Here is a 24,757-nt window from a genome sequence, read left to right on the forward strand (position 1 = left end):
TGATACTCTTTGAGTGAGGTGTCTTGCTTTGCAAACGATAAGGATTTTACATTTTTAATCGAACACAGCAAGATTATTTCGGGAAGTGCCTTAGGGCTGTTGATTATTCCTAGGACTTACGTTTTCTCCTGAAAGCTGTGCAGCTTCAATATTTGATGATACCGTGTTTTTTTGATCGACTTCGAAAATATCGAGCAGGAACATAAAGATCGGAATCCCGAGAATTAACCCCCAGATCCCCATGAAGTGCTGGGAGAAAATAAGAACAATAAAGGTGTAGAACATCGGCAGCTTCGTTTTATGAGCATACAGCTTCGGATTTAAGAAGTATGTCTCAACTGCATGGATGATCAAAATCATGTCAATCGCCCAAATAACGGTTGAGATACCGCCAATCTGGTAACCGATAATACTGATCGGAATGAAGGAAAGAACAACACCGGCTACCGGCACAAGACTTAGTAGAAAAACCATAATCGCTAGAGCGAACAAGTAAGGATAGCCCAAAATCGACAACCCGATCGTCGTTAGAATCGTGTTCAACAAGGCGATCATCAATTGAACCTCGATCACTTTACCAAAGGAGGAGGTGAATTTTTGGCCAAAATATTTAAACTCATTGTAAGCCCAGCTTATTTTGCTTTTGCTCAACTTATCTGTAAAGTCATTGACGGTTTTCTTCTGGATTAAGTAGAAGTAGCTCAATACAATAACAAAAATGATAACCTCTGCCCACTTGCCTAGCTTCAGAATATAATTTAGTGCCTGGCTTCCGTATTGCTCTAATTCCAGCTTACTAAGTGCGGAGGAGACAAGCGCAGCAATTTCATCTGACTGAGGTGTATTTAGAAATCGGATAATGGAAAAATACAAATCAGAAATTTGACTAATGAGCTTCGGAACATAATGGAGAATTCCGTAGACAAGCCCAAATATTAAAGCCGCATACAATACCGTATTAACGACAATAGGCGATATAGGAAACAGCTTAGATATTTTCTTCGTAATATATTGCTCGAGGCGTCCCATGACGAAGGTAACAAGAAACAGCAATAACAGCAAATTGAGCATATCTCTCAAGCTATACAGCAATAAAACGACTAGTAGGAGGAATAGAATTCTTCTTACTATATTGTTAGCAAAAAACTCCCGCAAAAAATTCATTCGCTTCCCTCATTTAACTATATTTTAGTTATCTAATCATTTACGGAGTTCAACTTAGACAGTTCAATTATATATGAAGATTGTTACATTATGAAATGTCGGCACTTAAGCAATAAAACACATGCCATTTCTACTGCCCAAGACACATACAATGACGGCAAAGGGGGCTGCCCCCTCCCCAAGTAATAAGAAAGCAAACCCTTCTACAAAGAACATGTTGAATTCAGACTGAAGCTAAAAGTGGTAACAAGCAAAAAAGCGACCAATTAGGGTCGCTTTTTTACTGTATGTATGGAGGCGAGGGAGGTCGAACCTCTGTCCGAAGATAACGACAACACAAGTTTCTACAGATGTAGTCACAGTTTTAATGTCGGCAAAATTAAGGAGCGCGTCACGATTGCTGCAAAGACTTCGGTCGGTCGAAACAACAATTCTAGACCTTTACTCAAGTGTCCCCTTTTTTCATGGGGCGATGTCTGTAATTCGCGATAAAGATACGCCAGCACAGCTTTATAAGATTCGGAACAGCGCGTACGTTTTCTTTGAGATAGGACCATGCCGGACGGTTTCCGCGTTTCGTATTGCATTCGCTGCATGAAGCGATCAGGTTGTGGGGAAGATCCGAGCCGCCTTTGCTTGAGGGGATAATATGGTCTACTGTCGTGGCGTGTCCTCCGCACCACAAACAAGTGTGATGATCTCGTTTCAGTGCAGCTTTTCGATAGCCCCGGAATAAGAACGGATTATAAAGCAATTGGATCGTCTGCTCATCAATCCAGACTGCTCGCGATCGCTCAACTTCCCGCCAAGCCCGATGGAGCAAACACGGGGTTAGCTGTTGACCATCCATATTGAGCACCGTTATCAATCGATCCTCTCCATCATGACTATGATTCATCGATTTCACTCCATCTGTAAGACATGCTCTAGCCTATAGTATTAATATAAAACAAAAACACCATCCTCATGCGGATGGTGTTTTTCAAGATGGAGGCGAGGGGAGTCGAACCCCTGTCCGAAGATAACGACAACACAAGTTTCTACGGGTGTAGTTACAGTTTTAAATGTCGGCAGAGCAAACGCCCCGTAACCGGCTTTCGCTATGCCCAGCCTGATTGTCTTCTTCAGCACACCCCAGGCGGAGATGTGACTGCGTATCCCACTAAAGTTGAGCCCTCATCCCGGTACATGGGCGATACAGAGCGAGAGCACGCGTGCAGGTTATTAAGCTGTAATATCCCCTAGAATACATCATCAACTATGGTCTCTAATAACACTTGCAGACCAAGCAGGTATATGATCTATGCAATATATCAGCTTACTTCCTGCGATTTCAGCAACAATCATGGGTTCATTTGTATTATCTATAATAAAAATGATCTGCAATGGCTAGTGCAGGCTTTAAATTTTGCAATGACTGGCCGTATCGAAACCGAATATCCTCTTCTGCAATCCAATGTCCACCCTGCTCGACACGAGAGGCCACACGGTCAATATGCATTTGTACATCTTGAAGTCCAATATAGTACATGACGATGTCATAACCGCTTTCTTTAGCAACTTGCATATGCTTTAAAACAAATGTACCTGATAGGGTAGTTTCAATGGCAAAATGCTCCTGTCTTTTTATCAACGATCTGATTCTTTTGACCGCTTCTCTTCCCGCCGAAAGATCGACACTTCTTGGATCATCTGGTTTTAGTTCACGCGCAATCTGATCAGGATCAACCAACTCGCCTAACATGTCCTCATCTGCATACTGAGCGTGCTTTTTCCGGCCCCATTTGTTCCGGCAAAAACCGTCATAACTGGTTTTTGCTTATTCATGATATTCGAACTCATGTCGTTTTCCGGTTGCATCATAAATGATTTCGAACTTATTTCCGTTAGCATCCTCACGAACTCGTTTATTATCCTTGATATAGTAAATGGATGCCCCTGACTCCTTGGCTTGCTTGCGTGCATGTTGATTTGCTTTTTTCAGAATTTCTTGGAGCTGCTCTCGATTGGCAACCATCCTGAGTCCCCTCCAGTTTTCTAATTACGCTTATTATATCATAAACAGAAGAGCCACCAACCAGATCACTGGCTGATGGCTCTATCATTGGTATGTATGGAGGCGAGGGGAGTCGAACCCCTGTCCGAAGATAACGACAACACAAGTTTCTACGGGTGTAGTTACAGTTTTAATGTCGGCAAAGCAAACGCCCCGTAACCGGCTTTCGCTATGCCCAGCCTGATTGTCTTCTTCAGCACACCCCAGGCGGAGATGTGACTGCGTATCCCACTAAAGTTGAGCCCTCATCCCGGTACATGGGCGATACAGAGCGAGAGCACGCGTGCAGGTTATTAAGCTGCTACAGCGTAAGAAGTTTGTTGTTTGCCAGTTATTATGGCTTTAGCGTTGATGAAGTGGACGCGTCCCCACTACCCGCTACTCATGTCCGAACTATCCCCGTCGAATCCAAAGAACGCCCCCTTATGTGGAGAAATGCCGATGCGCGAAGCACCTGACGTTTCCGCCAAAAAGGGTACCTGGATTAGATCTAAAGATGATTCAGCCACAGTAGTCAATCAAACGTTCGCATTCCTTCCCTCCAAAGAAAGAATGCCGTCTACTGCATGCTGTTGTCAAAGAATCGATCTTGCCTTACATCAAATAGTATATCACAAACTGCATCAAAATGATATATATAATGCAGGTAACACAGCTAAAACATGCCACTCAAAAAGCCAACTTGCTTCCTCAACGCACAATCTTCTGCTTCTCCCGCAGTGCCCGCTGGATATCGCGCTGCGCGTCCTTCTTGGCAGCATCCGCACGTTTGTCATACTGCTTCTTACCTTTACCGAGGCCCAGCAGCAGCTTGGCATAGCCGTTGCGGATATAGATTTTAAGCGGAACGATCGTATATCCTTCCTGCTTGGATTGACCTAGCAGCTTACGGATCTGTTCTTTGTGCAGCAGCAGCTTCCGCGCACGCGTCGGGTCGGATGGATTGCTCCGGTTCCCTTGCTCAAACGGGCTGATGTGCATATTGTGAATGTGGATCTCGCCATTGCGAATTGTCGCAAACGCGTCGCCAATATTGGCACGGCCGTTACGGATCGACTTGATCTCGGTCCCGGTCAGAACCATCCCCGCTTCGTACGTATCTTCTATGAAGTAATCATGGGAAGCTTTCTTGTTCTGGGCCAGAACCTTCCCGTCACTCTTCTTACCCATGGTCTCACTCCTTGTCATGAGCAGTAAATGGAAAAAGGACTCCCGGCAGACCGCCGAAAATATGCAATCTCACCAGAAGTCCATTGTATCAAACGTAGGCCTGCTTACGCAAGGCGGGGCAAGCGTTCCACTCTGAATATCGAATGGCAAAATCGACAGCCATGATTCCAAGGCCAAGTGCACCGGGGAGGGACTTCAAGATTAAAAGTATCCCATTCCCCTTCATTACTGTGTTCACAGTGCTGGTCCTAGGGATGCCAAAGCGCTTGCCGTCCGCCCCAGCCCTACTTTTTCTTCTTCCTCACAAAAGCGGCTGTGCCGTTCCCGCCTTTGCTCTTCCGCTTGCGCCGTCCGCCGCCGCTTGCGGCATCGCCCTCAGCGCCGGCTGGCCCGCTGCCCGGCGTTGGTCCTTCGCCGATGAAGATGCCGCTGCGCGACGTCTTCTTCCGGCGGCCCTTGCCGCCTCCGCCGCCCGAGCGGGCGTTGCGGTCAAAGCCAAGGGCCCCGCCGCCGGCGGAGCTGTAGCCGCCCTTGCCGGAGCCGAACGCGAAGCTGCGCGTCTCCGTGCCTTCGGCGGCCTCTCCGCCGCCGCGCTTCCCGCCGGCACGGCCGCCCTGGCCGCCGGCGCTGCCCTCGCGGCGCCCTGCAGGCGCGCCGCCTTCTGCCGCGGAGCTGCGCTTGCCGCGGCCCTTGCCCCCGCGGGCTGCGCCATCGCGGGCGCCAAACCCGCGGCCACCGGCTCCGCCGCGGTCGCCGCCGCCAGCACCGCCGCCGCGGCCTTGCCGGCGCGGCTTCATGTCCACCATCTCAAAATCGATGGTGTGCTCATCCATATTCACCTTCGCCACGCGCACCTTGACGTCATCGCCGATGCGGAACACCTTCGATGTCCGCTCCCCGATCAGCGCCATGTGGCCTTCGTCGAAGTGGTAATAATCGTCGGTCAGAGCGCTGAGCCGAATCAGGCCTTCCACCGTATTCTCCAGCTCGATGAACATACCGAAGCTGGTCACGCTGCTGATAATGCCCTCGAATTCCTCGCCGACCTTATCCAGCATGAACTCGGCCTTCTTCAGGGCCTCGGTGTCACGTTCGGCATCAACGGCGACGCGCTCGCGCTCCGAGGATTGCTGAGCAATGTCCGCCATGCGGGCCGCGAGCTGCTCATGCCGCTGCTCGCTCAGCGTTCCGCCGCTCTCCAGCACCTCCCGGATCACCCGGTGAATGACCAGGTCCGGGTAACGGCGAATCGGTGAAGTGAAGTGGGAATAGTACTCGGCCGCCAGGCCAAAATGGCCGGTGCTCTCGGCATCGTACTTCGCCTGCTTCATCGAACGGAGCATCATTGTGCTGAGCACCGTCTGCTCCTTCGTGCCGTGGATGTCGTCCAGCAGGTTCTGCAGGGCACGCGGATGAATCTGGTTGCCGCGCCCTTTCACGTGATGGCCGAAATTCGCGGCAAACGCCATGAAATTCTGCAGCTTCTCTGGATCCGGATCCTCGTGGATCCGGTAGATGAATGGCACCTTCAGCCAGTGGAAATGCTCAGCCACCGTTTCGTTGGCGGCCAGCATGAATTCCTCGATGATCTGCTCCGCGATGGAACGCTCCCGTTTGACGATATCGATCGGCTTGCCGTTTTCATCGACAATGACCTTCGACTCCACAAAATCAAAATCGACCGCGCCCCGCCGCATCCGGCGGTTGCGCAGCTTCAGCGCCAGCTCCTGCATCAGGCGGAAATCCTCCACCAGATCGCTGTAACGCTCGATCAGCTCCGGATCCTCGTCGACCAGAATTTTGCGCACATTGTTGTACGTCATCCGTTCCTTCGTCCGAATCACGCTTGTGAAAATATCGTGCTTCACGACCTTCATCTGCTCATTGAATTCCATGACGCAGGACATCGTGAGACGGTCCACCTTCGGATTCAAGCTGCAAATGCCGTTGGATAAGCGGTGCGGCAGCATTGGAATAACGCGGTCTACCAGGTAGACACTGCACCCGCGGTTGTACGCTTCCTTATCCAGCTCGGAATGCTCGCGCACGTAATAGCTCACGTCCGCAATATGCACGCCCAGACGGTAATGGCCATTCGGCAGGCGCTCCACGTTGACCGCGTCGTCCAAGTCCTTGGCATCCTCACCGTCAATCGTGACGATATTTAAGCCGCGAAGATCCCGCCGGCCCTGCTGGACGATCTCTTCTTCCGTAATGGAATCCGGCGCAGCATCCGCTTCAGCCAGCACCTCATCCGGAAAGCCTTCCGGCAGCTGATGCTTACGGATAATCGACAGGATGTCGACGCCCGGATCGTCCTTGTGGCCCAGAATCTCCACAACCTCGCCCTCGGCTGCGGCCCGGCCCTCCGGATAACTTACCAGCTTAACGACGACCTTCACGCCGTCCACGGCGCCGTTCATCGCATGCTTCGGGATAAAAATATCCCGGTTAATCCGCTTATCATCCGGCAGCACGAAGCCGTATGCCTCGTGATTCTGGAAGACGCCCACTACCTGCGTGACCGCGCGGGTGACGATGCGGACAACCTCGCCTTCCATTTTGCCGCCCTCGCTATGCTGCGAGCTAATGCGAACCAGCACCGTATCGCCGTTCATGGCGCTCTTCAGGTCGTTCGCATGAATGTACACATCGGGATGCTCCCGATCATCCGGAATCAGAAAAGCAAAACCCTTCGGATGCGCCTGCAGTCGCCCGCGCAGCAAAGACATCCGCTCCGGCACGCCGTAACGCTGGGTGCTGGTGAGAATGATTTTTCCGGACTGCTCCAGATCGTTCAACAGCTTTAAAAACTCCCTGAAATCATGAGCATCCTCAATCGCAAAATGCTGCTCCAATTCCTGGTACGTCATCGGTTTGTATGCAGTTTCCCGCATAAAATCGAGTAAAATTTGTTCCGTTATCATGATTATCACCTCGGGGAACCTGCGAATTCATTCGTTCCTCTATCCATTCTTTACCTACATATACACATACCCTAGTATACACGAATTTAATCCGCGGTATCCTTCGAAATCCCCCCAAAGATCACCATTCGCCCAAGGCATATAAAAAGCCCCCGCTCTTCCAGAGTGAAAAGCGAGGGCCGTATTCCAATTATTTCAGCATCGCAACAACAATCGCCAAGATCATGAATCCTGCCGCCAAACCAACGGTAATGCGCTGCAGCACGAGATCCATACCGCGAGCCTTCGTTTTGCCAAACAGATGTTCCGCACCGCCGGAGATGGCACCGGCAAGACCTGCACTTTTCCCTTTCTGGAGAAGAACAACCGTAATCAACCCGATGGAGAAAATGACGAGCAGCACTTCGAACAATACAACCATGACTTCCACCTCCTACGCGTATGTAAACATCAGATTTATAATCAAATATAATGTTCAAATTCTGATGAAAAACAGCATTATTATTGTACCATAGCTTATTCTGACTGACAAGGCATTACCAACCGTCTCTGGTGATCTGATCTAATGTTTGGATTCAAGAGACTCAAGTGATTTAAAAGAGAGACAGAATTCCAAGAACGCAACAAATTCATGAGAACGTTTCGACAGACACAAGATTCGTAGGATTCCCTGATTCGAAGTTTGTGAGCGATAATACGTGAATACGAGAAATTCAACGTTGAGAAACGTTTATCTAACTATGTATCGCAACAAAGCCCATAGAGCTTACCTGGTTTCAACAAAAAACGGCCTGCCCTCTCCACCCTTAGGAGACGACAGACCGCTTTTTATTCCGTCTTGCTTCATTTCACCCGGAATGATCCGGTGCTTATGGCAACCAGTTCTCCCTTTGCATCCGTAATTTTACATTCCGTCGTGACCGACCGGCGCGTCTGATGAACGATGCTGGCCGTCACCGTAAGGACCCCCTCCCGGGCCGGCATGACAAAATGCACGTTCAGGTTGCTGGTCACGGTCGACTCGCCGGGACGCTCCAGCATGACGGCGATGCCCATAGCATTATCCATCAGCGAGGAGAGGACACCGCCATGCACGATCCCCATCATATTCATATGATGAGGCTGCACATCCAGGGTGACGACAACCGCTTCCGGGGTAGCGGAAGCCAGCTTACAGCCAAGATATCCCCAGAAGGTGGGCTCGGCCGCCTTGGCCATCGCCTCCATGTAGGCCTCCCGGTCAAATGTCGGCTGTTCGGCCTTCGGATCCTGGCTCGTATCGGCTTTATGCATAAGGCCGCCTCCTTGTATCGAATTTATGACACGGCATACTTACAATATTTCAACGTTTAAGGTACCCCATCTTCCGATTTTCAACGTTACCTAATCCTAGTTATTGATGATAACTTCTTAAAAATCGGCTGAAAATCGCCGACGACATGCTGGGAGTGACCTCAGTGGGTCATCCAAAGGGCATGGCTGGTCGCCCGAGCGTCGACGCTAAGCATCGTGCAGCAGTCATCCTTACACCGCGCCGGGAGAGGCACGCGGTAAGAGGAGAAGCTACGTCTTGTCGACCGATGCATGCCCGCAGCGCCTGCACCTAACTTCTCCATCCTATGCATCAGCCCGTTGGTCTGCCTTCCTCCTCTTCCTCCAGCAGCTTGCGGCGAAGCACCTTTCCGACCATCGTCTTTGGTAAAGCGTCACGGAATACGAACTGCCGCGGCACCTTATAAGCGGCAAGCTGGCTTCGGCAAAACTTTTCCAATCCCGAAGGATCGGGAGCAGCCCCATCTTTTAGCACGATGTAGGCTTTGACCGTCTCGCCGCGGTAATCGTCCTTGGTGCCGACCACAACGGCTTCCTTGACGGAAGGATGCTCATACAGCACTTCCTCGATCTCCCTCGGGTATATATTGTAACCGCTTGCAATTATCATATCCTTCTTCCGATCGATGATCGTAAAATATCCTTCCTCGTCCATCGTGGCCATATCGCCGGTAAACAGCCAGCCATTGCGGATCGTATCGAAGGTCTCCTCCGGCCGGTTCCAATAGCCTTTCATGACCTGAGGGCCCTTCACAATAAGCTCGCCGGGCTCGCCGACCGGCATCTCCTCGCCTGTCTCCGGGTTGACCACTTTCGCCTCCGTATCGGGAACCGGGATACCGATCGTCCCGATCTTGCGTCTTCCCCAGATCGGATTCGCGTGGGTCACCGGCGAGGCTTCCGTCAATCCGTAGCCCTCGATCAGCCGTCCCTTCGTCAGCTCCTCGAACTTATCCTGCAACCCGACCGGGAGCGCGGCGGAGCCGCTGATGCAAGCATTAATGGAAGACAAGTCGTATTCCTGAATCCGCGGGTGATTGATGAGAGCAATATACATGGTCGGCGCCCCGGGGAAGAGCGTCGGCTTTACTTTTTTGATCAAATCCAGAATCATCGCCACTTCGAATTTAGGGACCAGAATCAGCATACCGGCACGGTACACCGCCTGATTCAGCAGCACCGTCAGCCCGAATACGTGAAAACACGGCAGCGCGGCCATATACCGCTCCTTCCCGTCCTCAACCTGGTAACACCAGTTCGCGGACTGGACCGTATTGGCCACCAAATTCAGATGCGTCAGCATGACGCCCTTGGGCGTCCCCGTCGTGCCGCCGGTATACTGCAGCAGTGCCAAATCCCTTTCCGCATCCACGCTTTCGCAGATTGGATCGTTAGGCGATGCGGCCAGCAGCTGTTTAAATGCATACACCCGGCTGCCATAATGGACGACCGGGAGAGGGCCTGCCTGCTTCGCTTTGATCGGATAGAGCAGATTCTTCGGGAACGGTAGATAGTCCTTCACCGACGTTACGATGATATGCTCAAGCTTCGTCTCCTCTATTACCTTCTCCACCCGGGAGACGAACATATCCATCGTTATGATGATTTTGGCACCGGAGTCCTTCATCTGATACGCGATTTCCCGCTCCATATAGAGCGGATTGGTCATGACGCACACCGCTCCAGCGAGCAGCGCGCCATAATACGAGATGACGACCTGCGGACAATTGGGCAGCATGATCGCCACCCGGTCTCCCTTCTTCACGCCCTTGCTGCGGAGCGCATTTGCCATGCGGTAGGCGGAGTCCAGCAAGCTTTGGTAGGTGATCGTTTTCCCCATAAAATACATCGCCGGCTTTCGGGGATATTTCTGTGCCGACGTCACGAGAAACAACGCCAAATTCTGTTTCGGATAATCAAAAGCGGGGGCTACTTCCGGCGGATAAAACTGCAGCCAAGGCTTTGTATCCATACAAAACCAACCCTTTCCTAAGGAATGCTTCTTCCTTTCCTACTCCAAGAAAAAACCTGTCTCTTTTGATAAGCTCCAAAAAAATCCGGTATAGATCACCCCCGCACATCCCGGGAGGAACGGTTTAGGTCGTGCGCTTGCTTGGAGTTGCCCGCTGTCTTAGAATGTCCGCGTGCTCTGAATGTCTGGACATCGGTTTGCCCGGATTTATCGAACCGCTTTGGTCCGGTCTCCGAGTCGTGCGCTCCTTTGGCTGTTCGCACGACTTGACTCCTCCCTGCGTTTATACGAGGCGGGAACCCTATGAACTCGTTCACAGGGTTCTCCGTTATCCGCAAACTGCGCAATGAGCTTCAGGGCGATCCGCCGGAAGGTTTGGATACCTTGTTAATATGCCGGCAGCAGTATGGGCGCAACGTTACTTACACCGTATACCGCTCGTTTTTGACGACGCGGGCCGCAATGCTGCGCTTCAGCGCTACCGTATCGACCGGGCTGGTGCGGGTCAGCTTTTTCAATACCGACAGCTGCATGCGCAGCATATCGCCGGTTTCCACCAAGGCCAGCGTTTCTTTGGCGAGCGCCTCGATGCGTTGGAACGCTTCATACGCAAATACCTGCGTCATCTCGATCATGCCGGCCGCTTTCTCTTCCGATGTACGAGCGATATGCTTCTTGGTGCGCAGCAGGGCGCTTTCCAGCGCAAAAATATCAATCATCATGTCCGCCAGATTGGACAATAGCTCCTGTTCCTTCTCGAGCTTGGTCCCGAATTTTTGAACCGCGAGGCCGCCGGCGAGCAGGAAAATCTTTTTGCTCATGTCCAGGAAGTGGGCTTCCTGCTCCAGCGTACCCTCGAACGTTTGGCCTGGAACGATCTGCAGCAGTTCATTTTGCAGGCCTTGAGCTTTTTGCAGCAGCGCGATTTCGCCCTTCATGGCTTTTTTCACGAGTGTTCCCGGGATGAGCAGGCGGTTAATCTCGTTCGTGCCCTCGAAGATGCGGTTGATGCGGGAATCGCGGTAGATCCGTTCCACCTTGTATTCCTGAATGTACCCGTACCCTCCGTGGATTTGAACCCCCTCGTCCGCTACAAAATCCAGCCCTTCCGAGCAAAATACCTTGTTGATCGAGCACTCGATGGCATAATCCGAGATTGCGGCGGCCGATAAGGCGCCCGCGTCCTCGCTGGCATAATCGATGTCCTGAAGCGCCTCGTCGAGCAGGCCGGCTGTGCGGTACACCATGCTCTCCATCACGAAGGTGGCAATGTTCATCTCGGCCAGCTTTTTGCGCATGAGCGGGAACTGGGAGATCGGGGTGTCGAACTGTTTGCGGGTATTTGCATATTTCGCGCTCAGCTCGATCGTTTCCTTCGCCGCGCCGACCGTACCGGCTGCCAATTTATACCGGCCGATGTTCAGGATGTTGAAGGCGATGCGATGGCCTTTGCCGATCTCGCCCAGCAAATTCTCCTTCGGCACCTTCACGTCCTCGAAGAAGAGCGGACGCGTCGAGGAGCCTTTGATGCCCATCTTCTTCTCTTCGGGTCCGAGCGTAAAGCCCTCCATCTCCTTCTCCACGATAAACGCGGTGAAATGCTCGCCGTCGATCTTGGCGTACACGATAAAGATATCCGCAAATCCGGCATTGGTAATATATAACTTCGATCCGTTCAAAATATAATATTCGCCGTCATCGGATAAACGTGCCGTCGTTTTGGCGCCGAGCGCGTCGGAGCCCGACGTCGGCTCGGTCAGGCAATAGGCCGCGATTTTGGCCCCGGTGGCCAGGTCCGGCAGGTACTTCTTCTTCTGCTCCGCCGTGCCGAAGAACACGATCGGCAGCGTCCCGATGCCGACGTGCGCCCCGAAGGACAGGGCGAAGGACGAGCCCTTGGCCAGCGCTTCGCTGATGATCGTGGAGCTCACTTTATCCAGCCCGACGCCGCCGAACGGCTCCGGCACGTCAGCGCCCAGCAGTCCGAGCTCCCCGGACTTGCGCAGCAAATCCACGGTCAGCTCGTAATTGAGCTTCTCCAGCTCCTCGTCATGCGGCACCACTTCACCGTCGATGAAGTCCCGGACCGTGTCGCCGATCATTTTATGCTCCTCGGTGAAATCCTCCGGGGTCAGGATGCGCTGCACGTCCAGGTTATCGATAATATAGCTGCCGCCTTTGATTTTCGGTTCTTTCGTTTGGTTGTCGCTCATGGTTATGGCTCCTTTCTGGAATGGGATTAGTGATTGTGGTGGTGCGTCTGCTGCGATGATTAGGTCTGCTTGCTTAGATAGCGTTGCTTCGATGACTGGTGCGGGTAATGGCCGGGTGTCCGCTACGATGGCGGATTGTACTTCCTGGTGTTCTGCTTCGATGACTGGTGCGGGTGCTGCTTCGGTGTCCGCTACGTTGGCGGATTGTACTTCCGATCGCTGTTAATTTCAGATTTCCTGAATGATCCTTAACAGAGGCGAAATCTGAAATTAAAGGCGAACACTCCGTTTCTCCAGTCCAATTCCGCCCTCTCCGCTGGGTAGGACCGCCTCCCCCACAATCACTGTTGGTGGGGGGAAGGGCGCGGGTGCCCGGTCCGTGTTCGGAGCGGGCACAGCGCTTGTTGGCTGTGATCTGCTTCGAAGACTGTACGGGTGCTGCTGCGATGTACTTCCATGGATAGCGTCGCTTCGATGACTGGTGCGGGTAATGGCCGGGTGTCCGCTGCGATGGCGGATTGCACTTCCGATCGCTGTTAATTTCAGATTTCCTGAATGACCCTTAGTGCGGTCGAAATCTGAAATTAAAGGCGAACACTCCGTTTCTCCAGTCCAATTCCGCCCTCTCCGCTGGGTAGGGCCGCCTCCCCCCCACAATCACTGTTGGTGGGGGGAAGGGCGCGTGTGCCCGGTCCGTGTTCGGAGCGGGCACAGCGCTTGTTGGCTGTGATCTGCTTCGATGACTGGTGCGGGTGCTGCTTCGATGTACCTCCTTAGATAGCGTCGCTTCGATGACTGGTGCAGGTAATGGCCTGGTGTCCGCTACGATGGCGGATTGTACTTCCGATCACTGTTAATTTCAGATTTCCTGAATGACCCTTAGTGCGGTTGAAATCTGAAATTAAAGGCGAACACTCCGTTTCTCCAGTCCAATTCCGCCCTCTCCGCTGGGTAGGGCCACCCTCCCCCCACAATCACTGTTGGTGGGGGGAAGGGCGCGGGTGCCCGGTCCGTGTTCGGAGCGGGCACAGCGCTTGTTGGCTGTGAAGGTGCCTGCTCCGATGTAGTAAATAGTTACCTCACGCCCCGGCTGCGTGTACCTCGAACACCCCCGCGGCGCCCATACCGCCGCCGATGCACATGCTCACGACGCCGTAGCCGCCGCCTCGCCGGGCCAGCTCGGACACAAGGCTGACCGTCAGCTTCGCACCGGTGCAGCCGAGCGGGTGACCGAGGGCGATGGCTCCGCCATTGACGTTGACTTTGCTCTCGTCAATGTCCAAGGCGCGGATGATGTGGAGACATTGCGAAGCGAACGCTTCGTTAATCTCGAACACATCCACCTGATCCAGCCCGATGCCCGCCATCCGGAGGGCCTTCGGAATGGCCTCCACCGGGCCCACGCCCATAATCTCGGGCTCCACGCCCGCCAACGCGAAGGACCTGAAGGTCGCGAGCGGCTTAAGGCCGAGCGCTTCCGCCTTCTCGCGGCTCATGACCGCGACCGCCGCCGCGCCGTCGCTGGTCTGTGAGGCGTTCCCGGCGGTTACGGTCCCGCCGAGAGCAAAGGCAGGCCGCAATTTCGCCAGTACCTCCGGCGATGTGTCGGGACGTACGCCTTCATCCATATCGAAGGTGAAGGACTTGCTGCGCACCTTGCCCGACTCGTCTGCGGCTGCCAAGGACACGTTCACCGGCACGATCTCGTCGCGGAACTTCCCTTCCGCAATGGCAGCCGCTGCCTTGCGGTGACTGCTGGCCGCGAAGGCATCCTGCGCTTCGCGGGTAATGCCGAACCGGCGGGCGACCTCTTCCGCCGTATGCCCCATGCCGATGTACACCTCCGGCATCTCATCAACGATCGTCGGATGCGGAGCCGGCTTGAAGCCGGTCATCGGCACATGGCTCATGCTCTCGACGCCGCCAGCGATAATCACGTCGGCGTAACCGAGCATAATCCGTTCCGCTGCAAAGGCGATTGCCTGCAGGCCGGAGGAGCAGAACCGGTTCACCGTCAGGGCGGGAACCGTGACCGGATATCCCGCATACAACGAGATGATCCGGGCGACGTTCAATCCCTGCTCGCCTTCCGGCATCGCACACCCGAGGATGATGTCTTCAACATCCTCCTTCTTAAGGCCCGGCGCACGAGCTATGACGGCTTCCAGCACCGCCTTCCCCAGGTCCTCCACGCGCGTCTGGGCCAAACTCCCTTTCTTCGCTTTCCCCACCGGAGTTCGGGCAAGCGATACGATGACTGCTTCTCTCATGCCATCTTCACCTCGTCACCTTGAATTGGTTGGATATAATAGGACAACTTCTAACTTCATTTACTAATCGGATTTGCCGACTATAATTCAATCAGGACCTAAGGCACTGCTGGAAATCGAAAGGTTCGATGAACGTATAAGACCTATTTGCAAGCAGCAACAGCATTTGATGAATGGTGAATCACAGAGGAATTGTCAAAGTAAAATCTAATCCCCAACGGATTACCAACAACTCCCCGAGTTCCGCAGTGACTTGCTTTTGACCAACAGCTGTCCCTAGTTCCGCAGCGGCTTACCCTTGGCGAGCATATGCTGCATGCGCTGCTGCGTCTTCACCTCGCCGAGCAGGCTGAGGAACGCCTCGCGTTCCAGATCGAGCAGATGCTCTTCGCTGACGACGGTTCCGGTCGGCACGTCGCCGCCGGTCAAAATATGCGCCAGCTTCTTTGCAATCAGCAGATCGTGGTCGCTGATATATCCGCCGCGTCTCATGTCGATGGCGCCCATCTGGAGCACGGCGCGGCCGTCGCGGCCGACGACCCGGGCCTTGCCCGGCTGCGGCGGGACATAGCCTGCGCGATCAAGCTCGAGCACGGCCTGCTTGGCCTCATAGATCCGGTAGTCCTGATTCATGACCACCGTATCCGCCCCGCGGCCGTACATTTGAACCGCTTCGTGACCGCTGGTGGACGTCTTCGCCATGGCCACCATCTCGAACATGCGGTTAATCTCCGGCTGCGGATCGCTGCCCGGATCCGGGTAGCGGCTGCTAGCCATCAGGGCGAGCTCCTTGCAGCCCCCGCCTGCTGGAATCAGGCCGACACCGGTCTCTACCAGGCCGAAGTAGGTCTCGGCCGAGAAAACAATCCGGTCCGCCGGCAGGCACGCCTCCACGCCGCCGCCGAGTGTCATCCGATGCGGCGCCGCGACGACCGGCTTCTCCAGCCGCTTGAGCTTCATCATGCTGCCCTGGAACAGACGGATGATGTCATCCACCTCATCCCAATCGCCGCTCTGGGCCTCCATCAGCATGAGCATCAGATTCGCCCCGACACAGAAATTGCGTCCTTCGTTAGCAAGAACCAACCCGCGGTAATTCGCCCGGACTTCCTCCACGCTCTGCTGGATCATGACCAGAATGTCCGCACCGATCGCATTGTTCGGTGACGTGAACTCCAGCAGTGCGACATCGTCCCCGATATCGATCAGATTCGCCCCCGTGTTGGATCGGATCACCCGATTCTGCGCTTTGAGCGCCGATAGCGAGATTCGTTCCGGTTCCACGTCCACGCCTCTGTACTCGCCCTTCAAATAATGGAACACCTGACCGTCCTTCTCTTGATAGAAGGATTTATTCCCTGCGGCGATCCAGTCCTTGACCCAGGCCGGCACCGTCAGCCCCTCGGCCTCCATCCGCTGCACCGATTCCGGCAGGCCGATCAGATCCCAGGTTTCAAACGGCCCCAGCTCCCAGTTGAAGCCCCATTTCATGGCATTGTCGATCTCCTGGATGGAATCTGCAATTTCGCCCAGCTTCTCGGCGGAGTACACGAGTACCTGCTTCAGCACATTCCAGGCGAGCTCCGAGTAGCGGTCCTTCGTGCCGAGAAAAGCCTTGATCTTCCGCTTAGCCCCCTTCACCGCCTTAGCCGCCTCAATGGATGCGGAGCTGATTTTAGCGCTCGGGTTATATTCCATCGTGGACAGATTCAGGGACAGAATGGTGCTGCCCTGATCTCCTTTTATTTTCTTATAAAAGCCCTGGCCGCCCTTCTCCCCGATCCATCCGCGGGATACAAGCTCATTCAGCACGTCGGGCACTGTAAATACGTCCTTCTCATGTCCGTCCTGCACGTTGTCGTACACATTCTTCGCCACATGGACGAACGTATCGATCCCAACCAGATCGAGCGTACGGAAGGTGGCGCTTTTCGGCCGTCCCAGCACTGGCCCGGTCGCCGCATCCACTTCCTCGACGGAGTAGCTGTTCTTTACCATTTCCTGCAGCGTGACGAGCAGGCCATAGGTGCCGATGCGGTTCGAAATAAAATTCGGCGTATCCTTCGCCAGCACAACGCCTTTGCCAAGACGCTTCGTGCAGAAATCCACCATGAACTGCGTAATATCGGGATCGGTATCGAAGCCCGGAATGATCTCCAGCAGCTTCATATGGCGAGGGGGGTTGAAAAAATGCGTCCCCAGGAAATGCCTACGGAATTCCTCGCCGCACTCCTCCGCCATCGCATTGACCGAGATCCCGGATGTATTGGTGCTGACGATCGCTCCATCCTTGCGAACGCCTTCGATCGTCTTCAGAATGCTCTTCTTGATCTCCAGCCGCTCGGTGACGACCTCAATGATCCAGTCGGCCTCCTTCAGCTGGCTCAGGTGATCCTCCATATTCCCAGGCGTAATGCGGCTGACAAAATCGGCACGGTACAGCGGAGCGGTGCTTGATTTCGGCAGCGCGGCAACAGCCTTGGCCGCCAACCGGTTACGCACCTTCGGATGGTCGAGCGTAAGACCGGCCTTCTCCTCCTCCGGCGTCAGATCCTTTGGAACAATATCGAGCAGCAGGCAAGGGATGCCTGCATTGGCGAGATGGGCGGCAATGCCGGATCCCATCACGCCGGAGCCGATGACAGCGGCTTTGGTAATGTTTCGGCTAGCGACGCCGGAGCCTCTGACGGCTTCCCGGGTAGTGGTTTGATTCATTGCACAACGACCTCCTGTTCATGGATTTCGGATAGACCAAATACGGATAACTCCAAAATTTCCGCGATATCCCGCGTCCTTACGCTGTCCTCCACTTCCTTCAGCTTCGTGCCGTCCTCCAGCATCGTCAGGCAGTACGGGCAGGCCGAGCTGATCATCGTCGGCGAGACCGCCAGCGCCTGCTCGGTTCGCGCCAGATTGACGCGCTTGCCGGCATCCTCCTCCATCCACATCTGGCCGCCGCCGGCTCCGCAGCACATTCCGTTCTCGCGGGTGCGCTCCATCTCGAGCAGCTCCACGCCCGGAATCGCGCGAAGCACGTTTCGCGGCTGGTCATAGACGTCGTTATACCGGCCGAGGTAGCAGGAATCGTGGTAGGTGATTTTTTCCCGGATCGGATGCTTCGGCGTAAGCCGGCCTTCCTTTACCAGCTGATCCAGCAGCTCCGTGTGATGGAGGACTTCAGCCGTGAGCCCGAACTCCGGATATTCGTTTTTGAAAATATTGAAGGTATGCGGACAAGCTGTGACGATTCGCTTCACATCGTACTTCTGGAACGTCTCGATGTTCTCCATGCACAGCTGCTGGAACAAAAATTCATTGCCCATCCGGCGCGGGGTATCGCCCGAGTTCTTCTCCTCATTGCCGAGAATGGCGAAGTTCACGCCCGCTTCATTCATGAGCCGGACGAAGGCGCGGGTGATTTTGCGGCTCCGGTTGTCATAGGACCCCATGGAACCGACGAAGAACAGGATGTCGAAATCCGGATTTTCCTTCACGGTCGGAATTTTTAAATCCAGCGTTCCTTCCGGATCAATCTCCTTCACCCATTTGCTGCGGTCAGCACGGCTGATGCCCCATGGATTGCCCTGGCGCTCGATGTTTTGCATGGCACGCTGCCCCTCCTGCGGCACACTGCCTTCCATCAGGACCAGATGCCGCCTTAGGTCAACGATTTTGTCAACGTGCTCGTTCGCGACCGGGCATTGATCCTCGCAATTCCGGCAGGTGGTGCATGCCCATATCTCTTCTTCCGTCATGACCCCGCCGATCAGCTGGACATCCTTCGGATCCACGCCCTCAACCTGATGCCAGGAGCGCTTCTGGACCTCCATCGTCGGCCCGATATCGGTAATGCCCTCGCCCTTCCAGCCGACCAGCGCAAGATCGGTGGCGGCCATCGTATGCACGCCGGCGGATCCAAACACCGAAGCCGGCATCCACGGCGACTTGGAGGTAAGGGCCGCCCCTTTCTCCGTCAGGTGGTCGCGCAGCTTCACGATCATGTGCATCGGCGACAGCAGCTTGCCGGTATTCGAGGCCGGACACACATTCGTGCACCGTCCGCACTCGACGCAGGCGTAGAAATCGAGCATTTGCTTCTGGGTAAAGTCCTCGATTTTGCCGACGCCAAACGACTCCGCCTCTTCATCCTCGAGATCCAGCTTGCTGAGCTTGCCGGGAGGATCGGTACGGCGGACCAGAATGTTGATCGGTGCCGTAATAAGGTGAAAGTGCTTCGACTGCGGCACGTAGACTAAGAACGACAACAGAATGAGCAGATGAATCCACCAAAATGCGAAATAACATACCGAGACCGCCGTGGAAGGCATCCAGGCAAACGCGGCGGCAATGCTCGAGGTGATCGGTGCCAATGCCGACCAGGGAAGACCTTCCCGCAGACGCTCGAATGCCATCGTCAGCAGCACGGAAGCCATCAGCGAGGTAATGAAGAAGATCACAATGCTCGGCTTCCACCCGCGCTTCAGCCGCTTCAGCTTCTCGCCGTACCGCCGGTATGCCGCATAGCCGATCGCGAGCAGAATAAGGGCCACCGTAATCTCCTGCATCAGGATGAAGCCCGCATACCCCGGAATCGGGAGTCCGTGCCCTGACAGGCCCTTCCATATAATGTCGATCGCGCCAAACTGCAAGATGATGAATCCATAAAAAACGATAAAGTGCATGATCCCGCTCTTGCGGTCCTTGAACAGCTTGCTCTGGCCGAACACTTGAATCGCAAATTGGCTCAAGCGCTCCTTCAGATCCTTTTTCAAATTCGCCGGCTTTCCCAAACGGATGTACAGGTATCGGCGATACACCACGCTCGCGAACATATATACCGCCCAGCCTGTGATTCCAACAAAGAGCACGGCGTTGATCAGATCAAGAATCATCCCTCTCAGCTCCTTGCGTTATTTTTCTTTCCCCTGCTTGCCGCTCAGGCGATGTGGTTGGACTCTTAACCCGCCTCCTAAGCCGGAAGACTGCCAACAACGAGGTTGGTGTTGATCCAACTGCACTCTGCACCGTGAAACCAGGCTGCCGTCACTCCTTCCGCTAATCCGCCCGTCCATGCGTTACTCGGACAACATATGAAGCGCTTACATTCAAGGACTAAAAATAGACCTTCATACCTGTGCCCTGCCGACTTCTTCAAACCGAACTTGCTTGCGTTAGCTGCGTATCTAGATCCTTTAAACCGGTAATGGCTTTGCCGATCCTTAAAGCTGCATTTCGCTCTTACGGTTAAACTGCCGTCTGTTGCCCTAGTGATATGAACGTCTATAATTTGTGGTCCGAATACGCCCGCTTCATAAATTTCCCGGCCCCAGTCAACCGGTCGTTGACAATGACATGAACGTATTTTATGATGGATACAAGAACTGAATGAGTATTCATTCATAATTTTAACTGTATTCTAACATCGGGGTGAGCATATGACAAGTAAAAAAAATGAGAAGTACCATCTGATCCTTCAAGGCGCCCTGAAAGTATTCGCCGAGAACGGCTACCACCGCTCCCAGGTGTCCAAGATCGCCAAGGCGGCCGGCGTAGCCGACGGTACCATCTATCTATACTTCAAGCGAAAGGAGGATATCTTGATCCGTCTGTTCCAGGAGAAGCTCGGCGAGCTCGTCGGAAAATTCCACGAAAGCGTGAAAGGAACGACAGACGCAGTGGAAGCCCTGCGGACCGTATGCAGCATTCATTTTTCCGAGCTGGAGAGCAATCCGGAACTGGCTTATGTCACGCAGATTGAGCTCCGGCAGAGCGATCTCGAGCTTCGCAAGGAAATCGGCAATGCGCTTAAGCCCTATATCGTATTGATCGAGAATATCCTGGAGCAGGGTATCCAAGAGAAGAAGTTCCGCCCCGATCTTAACGTTAAGCTTGTGCGCAGCCTGATATTCGGAGCGATGGACGAAGCGGTAACCTCCTGGCTCATCTCGGGCCGCAAGTATTCCCTGTCCGATCAGGTGGAGGAGACGCTTGGATTTTTTCTGAACGGTGTGTCCAGCGGGCAATAAAACAAGTCCCGCTCATCATATTTTATGAAGGCAACCATTCGAAAGGAGAGCTGAGGCCCATGAAGATTGTAGTATTGCTGAAGCAAACATTTGACACCGAGGAGAAGATTGAGATTGAGAACGGGTCGATTGCCGAGGATGGCGTCAAATTCGTGATTAATCCGTATGACGAATATGCTGTGGAGGAAGCCGTAAAGCTCCGCGACGAGCATGGCGGCAGCGTCACGCTTCTCTCGGTCGGTCCGGACCGCACGTCGGAGGCTTTGCGGACCGCGCTTGCGATGGGTGCGGACGATGCGGTGCTTATCTCGGATGAACGGATACCGGATGACGAATATGCCGTATCGAAAGTGCTCCATGCGTATTTGGCTAAAGAAACGCCGGATCTGATTCTAGGCGGCAACTTCTCGGTCGACCGGGGTTCGGGCCAAGTCGCGATACGCCTTGCGGGATTGCTCGGCATAGCCCATGCCGGATCGATTACCAAGCTTACGATCAGCGGCAATAAGGCTGAAGTGCACCGGGACGCCGAGGGCGATCTCGAAGTGCTGGAGGTTCAGCTGCCAGCGATTTTCACCGCCCAGCAGGGCTTGAACGAGCCGCGTTACCCGTCGCTGCCGGGCATTATGAAGGCGAAGAAGAAGCCGTTTCAAACGCTGTCGCTGGATGATCTCGGTCTCTCCGAGGACGATATCCGCCCGGCGACGAAGCAAAGCGATCTGTCCTTGCCGCCGGAGCGCAGCGCCGGACGCATTCTGAAGGGTGAGCCTGCCGAGGTGGCGCATGAGCTTGTTACGCTGCTGCGAACCGAGTCCAAGGTGATCTAGTTTTTTACGGAATACGGGGAGATTCTTCGCTCCTTACTTTTATACGATTCGTTGAATGCGGTTACACAGGGGCTGATCGAGCACTTCCCCTTTCACTACGTATTCTGATTGTATGGTTCATGGGATGTCCGTCATGCACGCATTTCGATGGCCGGGCCCTAGGTTCGGGTGGGCGAATTACAGCCCTCTGATCAATCTAAGCTTGAACCGTGATTTGTTTGATTGGCTCTTAACTTATTGATTTATCATCTCTTCATCCATCTCGATAGGGACCTAAGGAGGTTATGTTATGAGCAAAACGATACTGGTATACGCGGAAACCCGCGACGGGAAGCTGCGTCAGGTCGCCCTGGAAACGCTGGAGGCAGCCCGTCTGATCGCAGGTGACGGGGACAGCATCCGCATTCTCGTGGCTGGCTCGAACATTACGGAGGCCGTATCCGCGCTTAAGCCTTACGGCGGCGAAATCATCTATACCGTTGAGCATGACGACCTGGAGCACTATAATCCCGACGCTTACATGGCGGCGATCGAAGCGGTGCTAGGCGTTGCGAAGCCGGATGCGGTTCTATTCGGACATACAGCGATCGGACGCGATCTCGCTCCGCTGGTGGCGGCTTCCATGGATGCCGGTCAAATCTCCGACGTAACCGCGATTGAGAATAACAGCGGCGAAGCGGTATTCACCCGTCCGCTCTATGCCGGCAAAGCATTCGAGAAGCGGGTGTTCGTAAACGGACCATGGGTGGTGACCGTGCGGCCCAACAACATCCCGGCAGCCGAAGCTGTTGAGGGTGTGGACACGAGCATCGAGGATGTCGCCTTCCCCGCGCCTTCCCTCCGCTCCGTCGTTAAGGATGTCGTCCGCAAAACGACGGGAAAAATCGACCTCTCCGAGGCCAAAATCGTCGTCTCCGGCGGGCGCGGCGTGAAGAGCGCGGAGGGCTTCAAGCCGCTCGAGGAGCTGGCCGAGCTGCTCGGCGGCGCCGTCGGCGCTTCCCGGGGCGCATGCGATGCCGGATACTGCGATTATGCGCTCCAGATCGGGCAGACCGGCAAGGTGGTTACGCCGGAGATCTATATCGCTTGCGGCATCAGCGGCGCCATTCAGCACCTGGCAGGCATGAGCCAATCGCGGGTCATTATCGCGATCAACAAGGACCCGGAAGCGCCGATCTTCAAGGTAGCCGATTACGGCATCGTCGGCGACCTGTTCGACATCGTGCCGCTGCTCACCCAGGAATTCCGCAAGGTGTTGGTGTCTTAACCGGCCGAAGCATTAGCGGTCTGTGCTATTGAAGCCTACCCGGCTTCTCCAGCTCAAAGAAGGTCGAGTTCCCATCCGGCATATCGGATGACAGGACTCGACCTTTCTTTTTTTCATACATTAATGTTCTATGTCAATCCGTCACTCCACTCAGGAGCTGAACCGTTTCAGCAGCTTCTGCTGATGTGCCCGAAATGCCTCCTCCAGCGATATATCATAGAGATCGGCCAGCAATGATATATTGCCAAGAACGTCGCCGATTTCTTCCACCAAATCCTGCTTCAGCCGCTCTCGGGACGATACTTCCTCGTCCGGTCGGTCTCTCCCGATTTCATAAGCGCGTACTGCCCTGGCGGCCTCCCCCGCCTCCTCCATCAGAAAACCGATGCGGATAAAAGGACCGTAGTCCGTCCAGCCCCGCCCTCCGTAAAATTGCTTGATCCATTGCTGCGCTTCATTCATGTTCACTGTCCAAATACCTCCGAGTTCTGGGCTGTACCCTATGTCTTGAGCCGCTAAAAAGATACGCCTTGCCCAAAGCCGATTCATTTCATGGTTGAAACCGCGAGTGTTGTCGGCTTATTCATAAATTTTTACATATAAGGGGAATCTTCTAACATGCGGTTTAACATAAGGCGAGTACGATATAAACATGCTCTAACTTAAGGAACACGAAGACATGTTTTTTCGTTCCATGACACCAATCACTATATATAGTATAATTACTCGGAATGATTATCAACATCTGGTTAGGAGTGGCTGAATTGAAATCAATATGCGTATTTGCAGGCTCGAACATGGGTGAGCATCCGGATTATAAGACCCAAGCGGCAGCGCTAGGCGAACTGATTGCCCGAAAACAATACCGGCTGGTATACGGCGGATCGCGTGTCGGACTGATGGGCGAGGTGGCCAATACGGTGCTTGAGCTTGGCGGCGAGGTCATTGGGGTCATGCCCCGGGGGTTATTTAAGGGCGAAATTGTACATACCGGACTAACGCAGCTGATTGAAGTTGCGGATATGCATGAGCGTAAGGCAACGATGGGGAAATACGCCGACGGCTTTATCGCTTTGCCTGGGGGCTTCGGAACCTTTGAGGAATTGTTCGAGGTGTTGTGCTGGTCTCAAATCGGGATTCACCAGAAGCCGATCGGGCTGCTGAATATCCGAAATTACTACGACCCGCTGATGAGCCTGGTCCAATCCAGCATTACCGCCGGCTTTGCTAATTCGTCCCATTTGAATCTGATCAACATTTCCGACGATCCGATCAAGCTTCTGGAGCTAATGGAGAGTTATACACCGCCTATGCTGGATATGAAGTGGAAGGATCTCGATTAAGTCACGAGAGGTCCGTTGTTACATAAGAGGCTGACTCAAGGTTGCCTTAATTTGACACCATTCACGATCAAGTGTTTACACCCTATCCTTTTGAAGGCTGTTCCCGGTTGCTGTCTTAGATCAGCTAAGCCCATAGAAAGCCAAATAGCGGCCAATAAGACGAGCCCCCAAATAAAAAAATCCCGCGGAT

At 54.0% G+C, this 24,757-nt stretch carries 19 protein-coding genes and 2 other RNA genes; 4 read left to right on the plus strand and 17 right to left on the minus strand.

Features of this window, described 5'->3' with window-relative positions; genetic code table 11:
* Positions 1–90: 90 nt before the first annotated feature.
* The 16 genes from MKX76_RS21465 to MKX76_RS21535 all read right to left on the minus strand — a co-directional run bounded on the left by MKX76_RS21465 (position 91) and on the right by MKX76_RS21535 (position 19,996).
* Complete coding sequence (locus MKX76_RS21465) at positions 91–1,164, minus strand: AI-2E family transporter (protein ID WP_341034600.1); 1,074 nt, start codon at positions 1,162–1,164, stop codon at positions 91–93.
* Positions 1,165–1,609: 445 nt separating this feature from the next.
* Positions 1,610–2,062 carry an HNH endonuclease gene (locus MKX76_RS21470; protein WP_341034601.1) on the minus strand — a complete coding sequence of 151 codons (453 nt, stop codon included), beginning with the start codon at positions 2,060–2,062 and terminating at the stop codon, positions 1,610–1,612.
* A gap of 98 nt (positions 2,063–2,160) precedes the next feature.
* Positions 2,161–2,433: a transfer-messenger RNA gene (ssrA, locus tag MKX76_RS29795) on the minus strand.
* A 91-nt stretch (positions 2,434–2,524) separates the two neighbouring features.
* On the minus strand, positions 2,525–2,908 hold the full coding sequence (locus tag MKX76_RS29800) for a hypothetical protein (RefSeq protein WP_445669849.1): 384 nt from the start codon (positions 2,906–2,908) through the stop codon (positions 2,525–2,527).
* Between the two features lie 75 nt (positions 2,909–2,983).
* The gene (locus MKX76_RS21480; protein ID WP_210094321.1) at positions 2,984–3,181 is read right to left on the minus strand and encodes a hypothetical protein; all 198 of its coding nucleotides are present in this window, start codon (positions 3,179–3,181) and stop codon (positions 2,984–2,986) included.
* Between the two features lie 94 nt (positions 3,182–3,275).
* Positions 3,276–3,643, minus strand: a transfer-messenger RNA (tmRNA) gene (gene ssrA / locus MKX76_RS21485).
* A 267-nt stretch (positions 3,644–3,910) separates the two neighbouring features.
* The gene (gene smpB, locus MKX76_RS21490; protein ID WP_007132695.1) at positions 3,911–4,390 is read right to left on the minus strand and encodes an SsrA-binding protein SmpB; all 480 of its coding nucleotides are present in this window, start codon (positions 4,388–4,390) and stop codon (positions 3,911–3,913) included.
* Between the two features lie 284 nt (positions 4,391–4,674).
* Positions 4,675–7,317, minus strand: a complete 2,643-nt coding sequence (rnr, locus tag MKX76_RS21495) for a ribonuclease R (protein WP_341034602.1) — start codon at positions 7,315–7,317, stop codon at positions 4,675–4,677.
* Between the two features lie 190 nt (positions 7,318–7,507).
* On the minus strand, positions 7,508–7,738 hold the full coding sequence (gene secG, locus MKX76_RS21500; protein ID WP_007132909.1) for a preprotein translocase subunit SecG: 231 nt from the start codon (positions 7,736–7,738) through the stop codon (positions 7,508–7,510).
* A gap of 422 nt (positions 7,739–8,160) precedes the next feature.
* Complete coding sequence (locus MKX76_RS21505; RefSeq protein ID WP_007132910.1) at positions 8,161–8,610, minus strand: PaaI family thioesterase; 450 nt, start codon at positions 8,608–8,610, stop codon at positions 8,161–8,163.
* 331 nt (positions 8,611–8,941) lie between these two features.
* Positions 8,942–10,621, minus strand: a complete 1,680-nt coding sequence (locus MKX76_RS21510) for a long-chain-fatty-acid--CoA ligase (protein WP_341034603.1) — start codon at positions 10,619–10,621, stop codon at positions 8,942–8,944.
* A 95-nt stretch (positions 10,622–10,716) separates the two neighbouring features.
* The gene (locus tag MKX76_RS21515; RefSeq protein ID WP_167324142.1) at positions 10,717–10,884 is read right to left on the minus strand and encodes a hypothetical protein; all 168 of its coding nucleotides are present in this window, start codon (positions 10,882–10,884) and stop codon (positions 10,717–10,719) included.
* A 159-nt stretch (positions 10,885–11,043) separates the two neighbouring features.
* Entirely contained in the window at positions 11,044–12,834 is a 1,791-nt protein-coding gene (locus tag MKX76_RS21520) for an acyl-CoA dehydrogenase family protein (protein WP_341034605.1), read from the minus strand.
* A gap of 1,079 nt (positions 12,835–13,913) precedes the next feature.
* Positions 13,914–15,104, minus strand: coding sequence for an acetyl-CoA C-acyltransferase (locus tag MKX76_RS21525; protein ID WP_341034606.1), 1,191 nt, complete (start codon positions 15,102–15,104; stop codon positions 13,914–13,916).
* 276 nt (positions 15,105–15,380) lie between these two features.
* A complete protein-coding gene (locus tag MKX76_RS21530) occupies positions 15,381–17,819 on the minus strand; it encodes a 3-hydroxyacyl-CoA dehydrogenase/enoyl-CoA hydratase family protein (protein WP_340897884.1) in 2,439 nt (812 codons plus the stop codon).
* Positions 17,816–19,996: a (Fe-S)-binding protein gene (locus MKX76_RS21535; protein ID WP_213613342.1), complete on the minus strand. Its 2,181-nt coding sequence runs from the start codon at positions 19,994–19,996 to the stop codon at positions 17,816–17,818. The genes MKX76_RS21530 and MKX76_RS21535 overlap by 4 nt, the downstream gene beginning before the upstream one ends.
* A 543-nt stretch (positions 19,997–20,539) precedes the next feature.
* On the opposite strand from MKX76_RS21535, the gene MKX76_RS21540 reads away from it, so the two are divergent.
* The 3 genes from MKX76_RS21540 (at position 20,540) to MKX76_RS21550 (ending at position 23,224) form a co-directional block, all read left to right on the plus strand.
* On the plus strand, positions 20,540–21,130 hold the full coding sequence (locus MKX76_RS21540; protein WP_007132916.1) for a TetR/AcrR family transcriptional regulator: 591 nt from the start codon (positions 20,540–20,542) through the stop codon (positions 21,128–21,130).
* Between the two features lie 59 nt (positions 21,131–21,189).
* Complete coding sequence (locus tag MKX76_RS21545; protein ID WP_007132917.1) at positions 21,190–21,957, plus strand: electron transfer flavoprotein subunit beta/FixA family protein; 768 nt, start codon at positions 21,190–21,192, stop codon at positions 21,955–21,957.
* Between the two features lie 289 nt (positions 21,958–22,246).
* Complete coding sequence (locus tag MKX76_RS21550; RefSeq protein ID WP_007132918.1) at positions 22,247–23,224, plus strand: electron transfer flavoprotein subunit alpha/FixB family protein; 978 nt, start codon at positions 22,247–22,249, stop codon at positions 23,222–23,224.
* A gap of 150 nt (positions 23,225–23,374) precedes the next feature.
* Here the strand turns inward: MKX76_RS21550 and MKX76_RS21555 are convergent, their stop codons facing one another.
* Positions 23,375–23,686 (minus strand): MazG-like family protein, encoded by a 312-nt coding sequence (locus tag MKX76_RS21555; RefSeq protein WP_245255874.1) that lies wholly within the window; start codon positions 23,684–23,686, stop codon positions 23,375–23,377.
* 302 nt (positions 23,687–23,988) lie between these two features.
* Between MKX76_RS21555 and MKX76_RS21560 the strand changes: the two genes are divergently transcribed.
* Positions 23,989–24,567 (plus strand): LOG family protein, encoded by a 579-nt coding sequence (locus MKX76_RS21560; protein WP_007132920.1) that lies wholly within the window; start codon positions 23,989–23,991, stop codon positions 24,565–24,567.
* The last annotated feature ends 190 nt before the right edge of the window (positions 24,568–24,757 follow it).

Origin of the sequence: Paenibacillus sp. FSL R5-0810 (genome assembly GCF_038002285.1) — a bacterium.
GTDB lineage: Bacteria > Bacillota > Bacilli > Paenibacillales > Paenibacillaceae > Paenibacillus_AQ > Paenibacillus_AQ lactis.

Excerpts from the sequence above, each read along its gene's own strand:
- MKX76_RS21465 (WP_341034600.1), bottom strand. The coding sequence starts at position 1,164 with ATGAATTTTTTGCGGGAGTTTTTTGCTAACAATATAGTAAGAAGAATT.
- MKX76_RS21470 (WP_341034601.1), bottom strand. The coding sequence starts at position 2,062 with ATGAATCATAGTCATGATGGAGAGGATCGATTGATAACGGTGCTCAAT.
- MKX76_RS29800 (WP_445669849.1), bottom strand. The coding sequence starts at position 2,908 with ATGTTAGGCGAGTTGGTTGATCCTGATCAGATTGCGCGTGAACTAAAA.
- MKX76_RS21480 (WP_210094321.1), bottom strand. The coding sequence starts at position 3,181 with ATGGTTGCCAATCGAGAGCAGCTCCAAGAAATTCTGAAAAAAGCAAAT.
- smpB (WP_007132695.1), bottom strand. The coding sequence starts at position 4,390 with ATGGGTAAGAAGAGTGACGGGAAGGTTCTGGCCCAGAACAAGAAAGCT.
- rnr (WP_341034602.1), bottom strand. The coding sequence starts at position 7,317 with ATGATAACGGAACAAATTTTACTCGATTTTATGCGGGAAACTGCATAC.
- secG (WP_007132909.1), bottom strand. The coding sequence starts at position 7,738 with ATGGTTGTATTGTTCGAAGTGCTGCTCGTCATTTTCTCCATCGGGTTG.
- MKX76_RS21505 (WP_007132910.1), bottom strand. The coding sequence starts at position 8,610 with ATGCATAAAGCCGATACGAGCCAGGATCCGAAGGCCGAACAGCCGACA.
- MKX76_RS21510 (WP_341034603.1), bottom strand. The coding sequence starts at position 10,621 with ATGGATACAAAGCCTTGGCTGCAGTTTTATCCGCCGGAAGTAGCCCCC.
- MKX76_RS21520 (WP_341034605.1), bottom strand. The coding sequence starts at position 12,834 with ATGAGCGACAACCAAACGAAAGAACCGAAAATCAAAGGCGGCAGCTAT.
- MKX76_RS21525 (WP_341034606.1), bottom strand. The coding sequence starts at position 15,104 with ATGAGAGAAGCAGTCATCGTATCGCTTGCCCGAACTCCGGTGGGGAAA.
- MKX76_RS21530 (WP_340897884.1), bottom strand. The coding sequence starts at position 17,819 with ATGAATCAAACCACTACCCGGGAAGCCGTCAGAGGCTCCGGCGTCGCT.
- MKX76_RS21535 (WP_213613342.1), bottom strand. The coding sequence starts at position 19,996 with ATGATTCTTGATCTGATCAACGCCGTGCTCTTTGTTGGAATCACAGGC.
- MKX76_RS21540 (WP_007132916.1), top strand. The coding sequence starts at position 20,540 with ATGACAAGTAAAAAAAATGAGAAGTACCATCTGATCCTTCAAGGCGCC.
- MKX76_RS21545 (WP_007132917.1), top strand. The coding sequence starts at position 21,190 with ATGAAGATTGTAGTATTGCTGAAGCAAACATTTGACACCGAGGAGAAG.
- MKX76_RS21550 (WP_007132918.1), top strand. The coding sequence starts at position 22,247 with ATGAGCAAAACGATACTGGTATACGCGGAAACCCGCGACGGGAAGCTG.
- MKX76_RS21555 (WP_245255874.1), bottom strand. The coding sequence starts at position 23,686 with ATGAATGAAGCGCAGCAATGGATCAAGCAATTTTACGGAGGGCGGGGC.